Annotated in this window: 14 protein-coding genes; 6 read left to right on the top strand and 8 right to left on the bottom strand. The window is 59.8% G+C overall.

The window, feature by feature from the left end; all coding sequences use genetic code 11:
- Positions 1–12: 12 nt before the first annotated feature.
- The gene (locus MWR57_RS08175; RefSeq protein ID WP_423124312.1) at positions 13–669 is read right to left on the bottom strand and encodes a radical SAM protein; all 657 of its coding nucleotides are present in this window, start codon (positions 667–669) and stop codon (positions 13–15) included.
- Positions 659–1,030 (bottom strand): 6-carboxytetrahydropterin synthase QueD, encoded by a 372-nt coding sequence (gene queD / locus MWR57_RS08170; RefSeq protein WP_423124311.1) that lies wholly within the window; start codon positions 1,028–1,030, stop codon positions 659–661. Before queD ends, MWR57_RS08175 begins: the two co-directional genes overlap by 11 nt.
- 350 nt (positions 1,031–1,380) lie before the next feature.
- On the opposite strand from queD, the gene MWR57_RS08165 reads away from it, so the two are divergent.
- Positions 1,381–2,742: a DUF1015 domain-containing protein gene (locus MWR57_RS08165; protein ID WP_423124310.1), complete on the top strand. Its 1,362-nt coding sequence runs from the start codon at positions 1,381–1,383 to the stop codon at positions 2,740–2,742.
- Between the two features lie 230 nt (positions 2,743–2,972).
- Positions 2,973–3,707 (top strand): tRNA1(Val) (adenine(37)-N6)-methyltransferase, encoded by a 735-nt coding sequence (locus MWR57_RS08160; RefSeq protein ID WP_423124309.1) that lies wholly within the window; start codon positions 2,973–2,975, stop codon positions 3,705–3,707.
- 465 nt (positions 3,708–4,172) lie between these two features.
- On the opposite strand, the gene MWR57_RS08155 is transcribed toward MWR57_RS08160, so the two are convergent.
- Both MWR57_RS08155 and MWR57_RS08150 read right to left on the bottom strand, forming a co-directional pair.
- Entirely contained in the window at positions 4,173–5,921 is a 1,749-nt protein-coding gene (locus MWR57_RS08155) for a YcaO-like family protein (protein ID WP_423124308.1), read from the bottom strand.
- A 125-nt stretch (positions 5,922–6,046) separates the two neighbouring features.
- Positions 6,047–6,409: a diacylglycerol kinase gene (locus MWR57_RS08150; protein WP_423124307.1), complete on the bottom strand. Its 363-nt coding sequence runs from the start codon at positions 6,407–6,409 to the stop codon at positions 6,047–6,049.
- Positions 6,410–6,680: 271 nt separating this feature from the next.
- Here MWR57_RS08150 and MWR57_RS08145 point away from each other — a divergent pair, with 271 nt between their 5' ends.
- Together MWR57_RS08145 and MWR57_RS08140 are read left to right on the top strand one after the other, a co-directional pair.
- Positions 6,681–7,214, top strand: coding sequence for a hypothetical protein (locus tag MWR57_RS08145; RefSeq protein ID WP_423124306.1), 534 nt, complete (start codon positions 6,681–6,683; stop codon positions 7,212–7,214).
- Positions 7,215–7,244: 30 nt separating this feature from the next.
- Complete coding sequence (locus MWR57_RS08140; protein WP_423124305.1) at positions 7,245–7,427, top strand: ferredoxin; 183 nt, start codon at positions 7,245–7,247, stop codon at positions 7,425–7,427.
- A 73-nt stretch (positions 7,428–7,500) separates the two neighbouring features.
- Here the strand turns inward: MWR57_RS08140 and MWR57_RS08135 are convergent, their stop codons facing one another.
- From MWR57_RS08135 to MWR57_RS08120, 4 genes are all read right to left on the bottom strand, one after another.
- Positions 7,501–8,535, bottom strand: a complete 1,035-nt coding sequence (locus MWR57_RS08135; protein ID WP_423124304.1) for a rod shape-determining protein — start codon at positions 8,533–8,535, stop codon at positions 7,501–7,503.
- Between the two features lie 94 nt (positions 8,536–8,629).
- Positions 8,630–8,962, bottom strand: coding sequence for a 2Fe-2S iron-sulfur cluster-binding protein (locus MWR57_RS08130; RefSeq protein ID WP_423124303.1), 333 nt, complete (start codon positions 8,960–8,962; stop codon positions 8,630–8,632).
- 187 nt (positions 8,963–9,149) lie between these two features.
- Positions 9,150–10,568 carry a CDP-archaeol synthase gene (locus MWR57_RS08125; RefSeq protein WP_423124302.1) on the bottom strand — a complete coding sequence of 473 codons (1,419 nt, stop codon included), beginning with the start codon at positions 10,566–10,568 and terminating at the stop codon, positions 9,150–9,152.
- 169 nt (positions 10,569–10,737) lie between these two features.
- Positions 10,738–12,030 carry a radical SAM family protein gene (locus MWR57_RS08120; RefSeq protein ID WP_423124301.1) on the bottom strand — a complete coding sequence of 431 codons (1,293 nt, stop codon included), beginning with the start codon at positions 12,028–12,030 and terminating at the stop codon, positions 10,738–10,740.
- A 242-nt stretch (positions 12,031–12,272) separates the two neighbouring features.
- Between MWR57_RS08120 and MWR57_RS08115 the strand changes: the two genes are divergently transcribed.
- Both MWR57_RS08115 and MWR57_RS08110 read left to right on the top strand, forming a co-directional pair.
- A complete protein-coding gene (locus MWR57_RS08115; RefSeq protein ID WP_423124300.1) occupies positions 12,273–12,551 on the top strand; it encodes a type II toxin-antitoxin system Phd/YefM family antitoxin in 279 nt (92 codons plus the stop codon).
- Complete coding sequence (locus MWR57_RS08110) at positions 12,538–12,942, top strand: type II toxin-antitoxin system VapC family toxin (protein WP_423124299.1); 405 nt, start codon at positions 12,538–12,540, stop codon at positions 12,940–12,942. Before MWR57_RS08115 ends, MWR57_RS08110 begins: the two co-directional genes overlap by 14 nt.
- Positions 12,943–13,105 lie beyond the last annotated feature (163 nt).

The following is a 13,105-nucleotide window of genomic DNA, read 5'->3' as shown; positions in this document are numbered from 1 at the left end:
CGATGGGGGGAGTCAGACCCCCCGCTGCATCCCCGGCCAGAGCAGGGTGTGGAGCTGAAGCTGAATCCGGGCCGGGAGGGCATCATCCATGAGCCACTGGGCCAGCAGGGCAGGGGTAATCCGGCCGATCACCGGAGAGAGGATCAGCTTGGCCTTTTCGGCCAACCGGTGGTCCGCTATCATTGCCTTGGCCCAGTCGTAGTCGGCGCGGGAGCTGACCACAAACTTGATCTCGTCGTGGGGCGTGAGCAGATCGAGGTTGGCAAGGTCCATCTTTTCGGCCATCCCGCTGTCCGGGCATTTGAGGTCGAGGATCTTCACCACCTCGCGCGGCACCTGTTTAATGCTCAGGCTGCCGTTGGTTTCGAGCAGCACGGTGCGGCCCGCTGCGAGCAGCCCGTCCATGAGCGGGTAGACCCCAGCTTGCAAGAGGGGCTCGCCGCCGGTGATCTCGATCAGGGCCTTGGGGTATCGCGCCGCCTCGCTCAGCAGGGTGTTGAGCGGGGTGGGGCGGCCCGGCTCCTCGTAGGTGTACTTGGCGTCGCAGTAGGAGCAGCGCAGGTTGCAGCCGGAGAGGCGGAAAAAAAGGCAGGGGTAGCCCGCAAAGGAAGACTCCCCCTGGATGCTGTAAAAGATCTCGGAAATTTGCAGGGTGGAATCATCCCTCACGGTAGGTCACGCAGCAGTTCTCCGTTTCGCAGACCGTGACGCTGTAGGGCCGGTAGCGCTCGGAGGTGAGGGTTTCCCTGAGGCGGTCGAAGATATAGGCGGCGATGTTTTCGGAAGAGGGGTTTTTCTTCTGAAAGGCCGGAAGCTCGTTGAGATTCTGGTGATCCAGCTCCTCCATGATCACGTTCACCGCCTTTTTTAGGTTCTTGAAGTCGATGCCCATGCCCAGTTCGTCCAGCTCGGTGGCGCGCACCGTCACCTCCACCTTCCAGTTGTGGCCGTGGGGGCGCTCGCAATTGCCCGGATAGTTGCGCAGATGGTGGCCCGAGGAAAAATGGGTGCGGGTGAAGATATCGTACATGGTAACACCTCTTGGGTATGGGAAAAGTTCGTTTGTAAAAGTTTGCGGTCCGGGTACAATGTCCACTTGAAATGTGGGCGTTTTTTTACTATGTAAAGAGGCTCCTGCAAAACGTCGAAAACACCCTTCGACAAGCTCAGGGCGAACGGTAGCTATATCGAAATCATTGATTTTTCCGTTCGTGGTGAGCCTGTCGAACCACAAACAAGATTTTTGCAAGAAGCTCTATTGGCATAATTTACAAAACATATCTATTCCCCCAGGGGAAGTCAACCGGTTCATGCGCGCCGGGAGCATTTGCCGGCAGGCTTGGGTGCAAGCCCAGTCTGGCCAGGCAAGGAGACAGAACAATGGCTTTGATCGCGCCCTTTCGCGCCCTTCGATACAACCCGGCCAAGATCCAGCACCTGGAAGAGGTGGTCACCCCGCCCTATGACGTGATCGACCTTCAGGCCCAGGCCGCCTTTGCCGGCAAGAATCCCTACAACATGATCCATCTGGACCTGAGCAAGAATTTCAGCGCCGATCAGTTGACCGAAGCCAGGTACCGCCAGGCCAAGGAGACTTTTGCCAAGTGGCAGCAGGAAGGGGTGCTGGTCCGGGACAACGAACCCGCCATCTATCTCTACCATACCGAGTATTCCCTGCCCTCCGGCAAGCGCCTTACCAGAAAAGGCTTGCTCTGCCTGGTGCAACTGGCCGAGTTTGCCGAGGGGGTCGTCAAGCCCCACGAGAAGACCTTTTCCGGCGTCACCTCCGACCGGCTCAGCCTGCTGGACACCTGCCATGCCCAGTTCAGCCCGATCTTTTCCCTGTACCCCGATGCTCAGGGGCAGGTCATGGCCCTGCTGGAATCCGGCCGCTCCGCCGAGCCCCTGGCCAGCGCCACGGACCACGACGGCTGCATCCATACCATCTGGGGGGTGACCGATCCGGCGATTCTTGCCCAGGTTCGCGCGCTGTTTCGCGAAAAATCCCTCTACATCGCCGACGGCCACCACCGCTACACCACGGCCCTTCAGTTCCGCGCCCTGATGCGGGAGCGGCTGGGCGCGGTGGCGAGCGACAGCCCTTACAACCACACGATGATGTATCTCTGCGGCATGGAAGATCCGGGGTTGTCCGTGCTCCCCACCCACCGGCTGGTGCGGATGCCCGAGTCCGTAGCCCTGGACGGGTTGATGGCCAAGCTGGCGCAGAGCTTTATCATCGACGAGATCATTGACGGCTCCCGCGAGACCCTGATGACCGAGGTTCTCTCCCGCATGGCGGAAAATTCCGGCGCAGCCACGATGTTTGGCCTGTACCATCCCCAGGAGGATCGCTGTCTGCTCCTGACCCTGCGCGACGGCGTGATCGACGAGGCCTTGGGCACCAAGCAGCCCGCCTCCCTGCGCGAGCTGGACGTGGTGATCCTCTCCGACCTCATCATCGAGCGGCTGCTCCAGCTTAGTCATGACCGGTGCGTACAGGAAAATCTGGTGGACTATTACAGCGATCCGGATACCGCCCTGGATGTGGCGATCAAGGAGGGCGAGAGCAACGCCGACCGCAGCCCCCTGCTTTTTTTGATGAACCCGACCCTGGTGTCCCAGGTAAAGAGGGTGGCGGACGAGGGGCTGGTCATGCCGCACAAGTCCACCTATTTTTACCCCAAGCTGCTCACCGGGCTGCTGCTTAATAAGATCGTGCCCGAAGAAAAAATTCCATAAGCGGCCACATGGCACCGCATCTGCTTTGTCATCGGCCTGCCCGCATACCTGATGTTTAGAGCCCCTGTCCGGGAACCGGGCATAGGGGATCTTATCCTGGCTCCGCAGGGATAGCGGGCAAACCTCTTTCGCGCATCTGCGGCACCCTGTGACCGCTTATTTTTGGATGACATTTTTTCGAGGGCTTGTTCCGTGATCAGTTACAAGATTCCCTCCTGATCCAAAATCGAATGGCCATTGCCGAGGAACTCAGCGAAGAGAGTCTGTTTGGGGGCACGCTGCGCTGTCTGCAGCCCCGGCAGGGCTACCGGTTTTCCGTGGATGCCGTTCTCCTGGCCCATTTTTTCACTCCGCAACCCGAGGCCCGCATCCTCGATTTGGGCGCCGGATGCGGGGTTGTCTCCCTGATCCTCTCCCACCGCCACCCCACGATCAGCCTTGTCGCCCTTGAGCTGCAGCCGCGCCTGGCCGAGGTCGTGCGCCGGAACGTGGCCATCAACTCCCTTGCAAGCCGGGTTACGGTTCTCCAAGGCGACTGCCGCCGCATTGCTGACCTGTTGCCCCCAAACAGCTTTGATTGGGTGGCGGCAAATCCTCCCTATTACCCGACCACCAGCGGCCGCCATCATCCGGAAACCGAACGGGCAAAAGCCCGGCATGAGATCCTTGGCGGGATTGGGGAGATGGCCCAGGCGGCAGCCTTCGCCTTGAAGTCCGGAGGGAGGGCGGCCTTTGTTTATCCCGCCGCTCGGACCGAGATTCTGCTTTCTGCCTTGCGGGACAACGGGCTTGCGCCGAAACGGTTGCGGATGGTGCATGCCTATCCCGAAACGGAGGCGGGGCTGGTGCTGGTGGAGGCGGTGAAGGATGGGGGAGAGGGGCTGGAAGTGCTATCGCCGTTTTGTCTCTGTCAGGAGAAGGGTGGGGGGTATACGGTGGAGATGGCGGCGATGTATGCGGGGTGAGCCAGGTTTTTCTTCTTTTGCGTGCCCAAAAGAAGAAACAAGAAAAAGGCACCCCAGCCAGTCCTGGCCCTGCGGGCTCCCCTTGCTTCTCGCCGAGGGCGGGACGCTAAAAAACTCGGGCTTCGCCCTCAAACAGTTTTAGCGTTTTTTCCGCCCCCGTCTGCGAGGCGCGGCAGGACAAATGGGGGAGGGGAAGGGAAAAGATCCCATTGGCACGCCGCCGAGCACCGGAGAGCTGGACCCCGGCCTTCGCCGGGGTGACGACTTGTGAGAATCCATCTTTTGTCGGTGATTCGTAACAACTGCCCTTCGACAGGTTCAGGGCGAACGGACATCGTCTTAATCTATTGATATTCCGTTCGTGCTGAGCCTTTCGACAAGCTCAAGAGAGCCCTGTCGAAGCACCTGCTTGAAGAGAATCCCGAGTTGTTGAGAGGCCCGCTTTTATCGGAGTGATCTTTCTAATCAGTCGCCTGCACTCAACTCCGCCAGATGGGTGCGGGCAAATTCAATGCCAGGATCCAGATCAAGGGCCAGCTCGAAGTAGCGGGCCGCTTCCGCGCTGTTGCCCAGCCTGCGGTGATTGACCCCGAGGTTGGCGTAGTCGATGGCCGAGGCCGGGTTCAGCTCCACGGCCCGGTGGAAATGGGCGATGGCCACCTCGTACTCATCCCGCTTGAAATGGCAGAACCCCAGCAGGTTGTGGATGTCCGGCCGCTCCTCGTCGTGTTCCATCCCTTTTCGCAGGGCGCCAATGGCTTGGTCGTACTCCCCCATATCCTTCAGGCAATCGCCCAGATGGGAATAGATGTAGGGGATATCCTCCTCCTCCGGCTGCAGGGTCAGGGCCCGCTCCAGATGGGCCACGGCCGCGGCAAGTTCGCCTTGGGACTGCATGTTCTTGCCCAGATAATACTCCAGATAATAGGCGTCCGGCAGGTAGTGCTGCATCTTGAGGAGCTGGACGAGCTGCTCGTTTGCATCGCAAATCCGCTCGGTCACCAGCTTTGCGGCAAACAGCCCCACGTTGTTGATCCGGGAGCGCTCCCGGAAATGGCAGCCGGGGATGATGGTGTAGATCGCCGGGACCTGGAGCTTTTCGTGCATGGTGTTGACCACCAGCACTTCAAGGCCTAAACGGGACAGGGCGGCCAGGCAGCGCTCGATCTCGATCCGCATGTTGTTGTCGGCCAGTTGCACCATGTCGTGGATGGAGATGGTGGTTGCCGTCTCGGTGAGGTAGCGCACCTCGTCCATGGACAGGGGCTTGGGCAACCCGCTGGCCACGTAGTTGGCCTGGGAATTGAAGTCCCCGGCCAGTTGGGCCACCTCGGTGATCGCCCGGATCAGGGCCTTTTCCGGGTCCGGGGTAGTGCCTGCGGTATAGACGATCTCGCTCGTTGCCGGGAAGGTGGAGCGGTCGATGGCCAGGGCCGCCACCGTGGGGATGCCGGTGTCCAGGGTGAAGTCGTTGAGGTAGAGTTCGATATTGTTTTTGCGGAACTTGTCCAGCAGCTCGCGGGCCACCGGGTCGGTGACAGAGTCCGGGTCAATGGCCGGGGTGGTCAGATGGTGGTGGTTGACCAGGGAGCAGACATGCCGCTCCACCAGTTCGCTGATCCCCTGGAGGATTGCCTCCTCAAAGGTGTTGCCCGCCGACGGCCCGTTGAACTCGTTGATCGCGTAAAACCAGCTAAAAGGCACCAGCAGCACCTCGCCGCTGTTGAGGTTGGTACCCCAGGTCCACTGGATGGGGATGTCCTCGATGAGCCGCTCCAGGGTGGCGATGTCGGTGTTTTCGTCATGGACCGAGAGCAGGAGGCGGACCAGGGGCAAAAGCGGCTGGCCGGACTGTTTGAGGTTGGCGTAGGTGTCGGTGATGAAGTTTTCTTCGTCCTGCTTGAAGGAAAAGAAGCTGAACCGCTCGGCCAGTTCCATGCAGGCGCTGGCCTGGGACTGTTCCGGCGAGCTGCCCTTGCCCATCTGCTTCTTGTTGCCGATCACCGCCTGGGCATCCTTGCCGCAGACGCTGAAATAGACCGGGATGTCCAACCGGCCGTTGTCGATGCGGCGCACCTCTTGGAGGATGTCCAGGTTCACTTCGACCAGCCGCGCCTTGAAGCGGTTCACCGTCTCCATGGGGCTGCAGACCTTGTCTTGGTCCAGGGTATACTGTTTGAAGCAGTCGGCGGGGCGGATGGGGGTGTTGTTCATGGGGCTACCTGTATCTAAGGGCGTAAAAACAAGACAATATGCTGAATCGACAGATGGAGATTATTCCCGACCAGGGGACGGTTGTCAAGGGCAGGGTGTGCCACAATGTGGGATATTTTTCGCGACTAGAAAAAGAGAACCAGGAGCCAGATCAGCGCCACATTGGCCAGGGCGAGGAACACGGCGGCCGAGCCCATGTCCTTGGCGCGGCCGGACAGGGGATGGTGCTCGGTGCCGAACCGGTCCACCACCGCTTCGATGGCGCTGTTGAGGATCTCAACGATCAGCACCAGAAAAAGCGAGCCCACGAGCAACGCTTTTGCAACGCCGGTTTCGCCCAGCCAGAGTCCGAGGGGCGCCAGGACAAGGCAGAGGCCAAGCTCCTGCTGGAAGGCTTTTTCGTGCTTCATGGTAGCCTTCAAACCCGCCATGGACCAGCCAAAGGCGTTGATGATCCGGGTGAACCCCGCGCCGCTATGTTTGTCCATGGTGCTCTCCCTAGGTGTTGCTGTCAATGCCAATGGCCGGCGGACCGGCGAGGTTCTCTTGCAGGAAGCCGCGAAAACTGTCACAATATAGCAGGGATATTGAAAAAGTCCATCCCCGGGTTTTTCGTTTTGACGTGGCCCTTCGACAGGCTCAGGGCGAACGAACAGACGATTGATAGTTCGTTTTTTATCCGTTCGTGCTGAGCTTGTCGAAGCACACAGTCCTTTTGTAAGAAAGTAGGTGGGTACAAAGATTATCAAGGAGCACAGCATGCCTGATTGCGAAATATTTAAGGAAGTGCAGGATTTTTACCGGATCATTCCCCTGAAGATGCTGCGCCGCACCCCGGGGGTGGTTTTCGACAACGTGCCCATGGGTTGCCTGCCCCGCATCGACGCCATCGACCGGGTGCTGCACGAAAAGAGCGCGGTTTCCCCCGGGCCGGTGGGCGAGGTGGCCCGCCCCTGGTACATGCATCCCCATCAGGACGACAATCTCATCGTTCTGTACGGCACGCGGCAGGTGGATATCTACATCCAGGCGCACGGCATGGAGAGCTTCACCGTCACCCCCAGCCAGATCCTGCAAGGCGGCAAGGTGCTGCTCGATCAGCCCGCTATGCTGGTCTGGCCGAGGCATGTGTTCCACCGCATCGTCAGCGGTCCGGAAGGCTCGGCCTCTCTCAATTTCGCCGTGCATTACGAGGGGCTCGACATGCGGACCAACTTCAATATTTATGATCTGGATACACCAAGCGGCACATATCGGATGATCCGGGAAGGGTTCCGGGATCAGGGGAAATAGTTCGGCTCGTACCATACCGAGGAGAGAACCATGGCAACGCCAACAGTGGATCAGGATCTGTGCATCGGGTGCGGGGTGTGCGTGGAATTATGCCCGGCGGTTTTTGAATTGCGGGACGACAAATCGTGGGTGATCGGGCCGGACCAATGCCATACCTGCGACTGCGAAGAGGCTGCGTCCTCCTGCCCGGTCAGCGCCATTGAGATCCGCTAACGTCTGGTAGTTCTGCCTTCCGGCTTATTGGTGCAGCGCGTCCTGCGCCATTTTCGCGCTCATTTTTCCGGCCCTATGCAGGGATGCAGGGCCAGGCGATATTCTCCCACCAGTTTTCTTTTTCCTTCCAGTACTCCAGGGTCTGGATTGCCCCGTTGATCACCGAGTGCATGGGGTCCGGCGCGATTCGCACCTCAAGGCCGGTGTGTGCCCCGATCAGGCTGTCCATTCCCAGGATGCAACTGCCGCCCCCGGTGAGACAGATGCCGGATTCCACGACCTCGCAGGAGACGTTTTCCGGAAGTTTTCTGAGCCCTGTTTCGATCATCTTAAGGATCTTTGCCAGCACCGGAGCCATGGCGTCGAGGATCTCCCGGTTGTGCACCGCGATGCTCACCTCACGGCGGCGGATGATATCCATGCCCAGCACCGGGATATCCCGGTCGTTCGCATCATTGCCTTGCTGCAAGGCGGCAATTTCGTGGGTCAGGCGTTCCGTCTCCGCGTGGGCGGGGCAGACCTTGTGCCGGGAGATGATCGCGGAGCGTATCGCTTTCTGCAGGTCGCTGCAGGCCGTGCGAGTCGCGGTGGCAAAGGCCAGTTGCCCGTCGCGGATCACGGCCATGTCGGTGACGCCTTCGCCGATATCGATGAGTATTTGGGCGGAGGGGAGGGTCACGTCGATCCCCGCGCCGATGGCCGCGGCCCAGACCTCCGGAATAATGGCCACCTGGGCGGCGCCTGCGTCCCGGACCGCCTTGGTCAGCAGCTTCCGTTCAAGCTCCGTGGTGTCGGTGGGGGCGCAGGTCAGGGAAACCGGGTGCCGCAGGCCGGTGCGCGTTCGTTTCAGCAGGGGTTTCAGCAGGGAAACGGCATTGTGGATATCAACAATCACCCCGCCGCGCAACGGGGAGGAGGTGAACTGGGTGTTGAGGTAGGAGAAGTAGTCGTCCGGAGCTTGAACTTCCTGATCCTGGCGGATGTGCTGAATCAGGGACGGCTCTTCGCGGAAGTCTTCTCCCTGGCTGGCGTACACTCTGGTGTTGGCCGTGCCGAGATCAATGGCGATGCTGGGTTGGGTAAGTATTTGCCGAAAGCATGAGAGCATGGCGTCATGTCCTGAAATGGTTGGGGTACACGAACTTTTCCGTCAGCATACCGATTCTTTTTTGAAATGGCAAGTTGTTGTTTTTGCAGTGGAATCAAACGGCAGATTGGGGGAGGTCGTCAAGCTTCTCTTCCAGGCCCGGCAGCTCGATGGTTATATCCCGCAAGGCATGGCTTTGGCAGGAAAGCCGCCAGCCCGCAGCGATCAACGCTTCCCCGAGGCGGGCCTTTTCGGCGGGACGCACCGGGCTGAGGTGGGATGCGTTCTCAAGCACCCGGAACCGGCAGCGGCCGCAAGCAGCCTTGCCGCCGCAGAGGGTCTGGATGGGGATGTTCTGCATCAGGTAGTTGTTGAGCAGGCTGAAGGCGGGGTTGACCGTTATGGTGAGCGAGCGGTTGGCGATGCACACCTTGGGCTGGTTCGGCATGGCGGGTCTCCGCGAAAAGGTCTTAGCAGGATGTTGAAAAAAGGTGTCCTGGCTTTTTTCAGCCATGATCGGCCAGAAGTGAATTCTGGCCGATCTCACAATTTCAACGAGTTAGAACTCGCCGAAATTGGCGAGCCATCCCTGGCTCGTACGCAGGGCGTCGAAAAACGAGTTTTTCAACGCCCGGTTACAAGGTGTCTGTTGCCGGTTGTGATGCAGCGGTGCGCAGGGTGAGGACGGCGATTTCGCCGGGGCAGTTGAAACGCAGCGGCGCGCCGGAAGCGCCGACTCCCCGGCTGGTGAAACCCTGCATCCCCTGGTATTGCCAGCGTCCTCTGGCAGTGAAGCGCGGAGCGCTGCTGTTGGTGTAGATGGGCGTGCCCGAGCACAAGCAGATTTGGCCGCCGTGGGTATGGCCGCAGAGATAGAGGGCTGCCTGATGCCGGGCCGCTTCCCGATAGGCTTCGGGCGAGTGAGCGAGCAGGATGCTGAAACCGTTGGGCGGCACCGTGCTGAACGCTTTGGCCGGATCATGGGTCTTGTAGTAGTTGGGGTCGTCGATGCCGACCAGCCAAAGATGTGCGCCGTTTTTTTCGATCAGGGTTGCGTCGTTGACCAGCATCAGCATCCCTGCCTCCTCGAAATCCGGAACCATCTCGATGCAGTCGTGGTTGCCCAGCACCCCGAAAGTCCCGTGCTTCGTTGCGATATGGGGCAGCAGGCGGCGCAGCTCCCTGAGGCTTGGGGCGATGGGGCCGTAGGTTTCCATCCGGATGTCGCCGCCGATCAGGCAGAGGTCGAAGCTCCGCTCTCCGATTGTGGCGAGGGCCTGATCGACCAATCCCGGCAAACCGTCGAGATGCAGGTCGGTGAGCAGCAGGATGGTAAAGCCGTCAAAAGGGTGTGGCAGGCTGGGGCAGGGAATGTCGTGTTCGCTCAGCTCCAGTTGCAGGGCATTGGCAACCCCCTGCCTGTAAAACCCCAGAAGGCGGAAAACAGTGGACACGACTACCCGGTTGTAGATCAGGGAAGAAAGATTGAACAAGACATGCCAGCGCGCCAGGGGCTGGTGGCACGAGCGCCATTCGCGCAGCCGCACCGTGGAGCGGATAAAACGCGGATAGTTTTCCATGGGGGGCTTGAAGAGGACATACTTCCAGAACCGGGCTCCGGCATGGGCCACCGGCACGAAGATGACCAGGGCCAGGAGTGGTGACCAGAGAGGGGTCTGCATCCGGCTGGCCAGATAGAGGGCGGGCAGTAGCGCTTCGAAAATCTGGTCCAACCCGAAGACCGATTCGCCGCTGGCCAGATGCAGCCGCCGCTTGATAAAGCTGGAGAGCAGATCGCCTGCCATGAGCAGGGCTCCGGCGCCCATGGCCGTCTGCCAGGAAACCCCCAGCAGCGGGAAGGAAAGGGTGGTGCCGACCAGGCTGGTCAGGATGCCCCGGATGGTTTTATGGGGGCCGAAGAGCGGCTGGCCGTCGAACCAGGTGGCCCCGTGGTCCACGGGCCTGGCCAATCGGTCGCCCAGGGCCAGGCTGGCCAGGGGCGGTAGCAGGTTGCCCCAGAAGAGGAAGCAGAGGATCTTGATGGCGGCGGTCATTGGTGATGCGCTCGTGGAATTTCAGAATTTGTTTCAAGCAGGTGCTTCGACAGGCTCAGCACGAACGGAATATAGTTAAGATAACATCCGTCGCCGCTAGCGCTGCTCACCCTGAGCTTGTCGAAGGGCAGTTTTTGCGTGCCCATATCTGTGTCCTGTGAGATCAGGTTCAGCGCAGGGGCGGATTAAAATAACCGTAACGCAGCCTGGGAAAGCGTTGTTTTAGTTGTTTGAGCCAGGCGCGGATGCCCATGGGCGGGCCGCCTTCCTTGAATTGCAAGGACTCAAAATACCAGTCCGGGTCCATGTTGAGGTTGCGGAGCTGGAGGAAATCCGGCTGGTATTCGGCAATCAGCTCGCACAGGGCGGCAAACTCCCCCGGGTCGTCGGTGAAGCCGGGCAGGATGAAGTAATTGAGCGAAACAAAACGGTCATGCTGCTTCATGACCCGGATTGACTGCTTGACCGAATCCAGGTTGAATCCCTTAGGCCGGTAGTAGCGCTGGTGGTAAACGGACTGCGCGCTGTTCATGCTGACCCGCAGGCTGTCGAGGCCCGCATGAGCCAGACGGTCCACGGCCTGGGGCAGTCCGGCGTTGCTGTTGAGGTTGATGGTGCCCTGGCCGGTTTCCTTGCGGATCAGGAGGATGGCGGCCTCAATGGTGTCGGCCTGGAGCAGGGGTTCGCCCTCGCAGCCCTGGCCGAAGCTCGCCACCCCGCCTTGGACGGCCTTGAGATGCGGCACCGCGATCTCGGCGATTTCCTTGGGGGTGGGGACAAAATTGATCCGGTCCTGGGTGGAGGGGCAACAGCCCGAGGGCTGGAGCGAGATGCAGCCCAGGCATTGGGCGTTGCACACCGGCGAGCAGGGCAGGGGCGCTTCAAACTGCCGGAGAAAATAGTTGATCGCCGCCGGGCAGCGGTAGGTAAGGCAGCACTTGCCCAGGTGCTGGATGAGCCGGTTCTGCTCGTGCTGCCTCAGCCACTGCTCGGTGCGGCGGGCAAGTTTTTCCGGCTGGAAGCGGTTCATCTCCTGGCGCTTGTCCGGATCGCTGCGAAAAGCGCTGACCCAGAACCGGCCGTCGAGCCAGCCCACGGCGGTGTAGGCAAACAGCGGCAGATGCGGCAGATCTCCCTTTGGTTTTTCAAATCCGGCCCAGTGGATGGCTGTATGGGCCGGGGACATGAAGGCCGCCACCGCCTGGAGGCCGGCGCCGGGATTCAGCGGGTTTTCTTCAACCAGAAGCGGCTCGCCGGTTTCCGGGTCGATACCCACGGGCAAGCGGCCCGGCAGCACGAAGATGTCGCTGCCCTCGGGCAGGGGGATAAGATCTTCGAGCCCGGGCCGGGAAAAATGGCTGCCGCTGCGGCCCGCCATCTCAAGCTCGGGATAATCCGTGATCTCGCCCGCGGCATTGGCAAAGACCAGGCTGGGGATTTTGTCGGGGTGTCGGGTTGGCATCGTGGTGTGTCTGGCTGGGATTGTTCGGATTCCGGCTGGCTATTTCCCCTATCCTAGAACAGTTTTGAACGATCAACAACCAGAGTTCTTGGCCCTGCGTTCTTTTTCGGCAGACAGCCATGCCCTTGCCCCCCCTTCTCTTAAATATAATCGTCCTTGACAAGTTGCCAGCGAGATGACTATCATATGGTCATAATAGTCATCTCGCTTAATTGTAACCTTTTGCCAGCAGGAGTTTTATCATGCCGCAAGTATCCGTTGCCAATGCCAAAAGTCATCTTTCCGAACTCATTGCCAAAAGCGCTCATGGTCATGAACGATTCGTCATTACCCGGCGGGACAAGCCGGTGGCAGCCCTGGTCAGTCTGGACGATCTGAAGATCATCGAGCAGCATCAGGAGCGTCAGGGACTTGCCGCCGTGGCTTCGTTGTGGCCGGATTTCGAGGAGGTGGCAGAGGCGCTGACCGATCTCGGCGAGCTTCGGCATCAGGGAGGGGAAGGCCGCGATGTATCTCTTTGATACGGACATCATCATCAATATCTTCAAAAAACAGCCGAACCCCGGTTTGTTGGCCATGCTGGCCGACATCCCCCGCAACCAGCAGTACATCTCCACCGTCACCATCTCGGAAATCGTGTATGGCGCCTGCAAAAGCAACAGGCCCGCCCATCATCTGCGGAACCTGCAAGAGATTCTGTTGCCTGCGGTGAATCTTCTTGGTTTCGACAGCAAGGCTGCCTTTGTCTGCGGCCGAGTCCGCGCCGAGCTGGAAAAGGCGGGAACCCCGCTACCCCTTGCCGATCTCGAAATCGCCGCCATCGCCCTGGCTAACAAACTCGTTCTGGTTACCGGCAACATCCGCCATTTTGTGCGTATCCCGGAATTGACCGTGGAAAACTGGCTGGTCTAAGCAATGCGTCGGTCGCCTCGTTGCAACAGCTCCTTGCAGGGCGGGGAGACGAAATAACCTCACTTCTTACTAACTCCAAAATCCTTGAGCAATTTTTTGTTGGCGACGAGGGTTGCAACGGCTGATTCCATTGCGGCGCATTAACGCTTTAATTCAGCCGACC

This window comes from Hydrosulfovibrio ferrireducens (assembly GCF_046883345.1).
Classification (GTDB): domain Bacteria; phylum Desulfobacterota; class Desulfobulbia; order Desulfobulbales; family Desulfurivibrionaceae; genus Thiovibrio; species Thiovibrio ferrireducens.
This window is presented reverse-complemented; position numbering and strand designations above follow the sequence as displayed.

What these genes read in the sequence shown, in the direction of transcription:
- queD (WP_423124311.1), bottom strand. Translation starts at nt 1,030, where the DNA reads ATGTACGATATCTTCACCCGCACCCATTTTTCCTCGGGCCACCATCTG.
- MWR57_RS08165 (WP_423124310.1), top strand. Translation starts at nt 1,381, where the DNA reads ATGGCTTTGATCGCGCCCTTTCGCGCCCTTCGATACAACCCGGCCAAG.
- MWR57_RS08160 (WP_423124309.1), top strand. Translation starts at nt 2,973, where the DNA reads ATGGCCATTGCCGAGGAACTCAGCGAAGAGAGTCTGTTTGGGGGCACG.
- MWR57_RS08155 (WP_423124308.1), bottom strand. Translation starts at nt 5,921, where the DNA reads ATGAACAACACCCCCATCCGCCCCGCCGACTGCTTCAAACAGTATACC.
- MWR57_RS08150 (WP_423124307.1), bottom strand. Translation starts at nt 6,409, where the DNA reads ATGGACAAACATAGCGGCGCGGGGTTCACCCGGATCATCAACGCCTTT.
- MWR57_RS08145 (WP_423124306.1), top strand. Translation starts at nt 6,681, where the DNA reads ATGCCTGATTGCGAAATATTTAAGGAAGTGCAGGATTTTTACCGGATC.
- MWR57_RS08140 (WP_423124305.1), top strand. Translation starts at nt 7,245, where the DNA reads ATGGCAACGCCAACAGTGGATCAGGATCTGTGCATCGGGTGCGGGGTG.
- MWR57_RS08135 (WP_423124304.1), bottom strand. Translation starts at nt 8,535, where the DNA reads ATGCTCTCATGCTTTCGGCAAATACTTACCCAACCCAGCATCGCCATT.
- MWR57_RS08130 (WP_423124303.1), bottom strand. Translation starts at nt 8,962, where the DNA reads ATGCCGAACCAGCCCAAGGTGTGCATCGCCAACCGCTCGCTCACCATA.
- MWR57_RS08125 (WP_423124302.1), bottom strand. Translation starts at nt 10,568, where the DNA reads ATGACCGCCGCCATCAAGATCCTCTGCTTCCTCTTCTGGGGCAACCTG.
- MWR57_RS08120 (WP_423124301.1), bottom strand. Translation starts at nt 12,030, where the DNA reads ATGCCAACCCGACACCCCGACAAAATCCCCAGCCTGGTCTTTGCCAAT.
- MWR57_RS08115 (WP_423124300.1), top strand. Translation starts at nt 12,273, where the DNA reads ATGCCGCAAGTATCCGTTGCCAATGCCAAAAGTCATCTTTCCGAACTC.
- MWR57_RS08110 (WP_423124299.1), top strand. Translation starts at nt 12,538, where the DNA reads ATGTATCTCTTTGATACGGACATCATCATCAATATCTTCAAAAAACAG.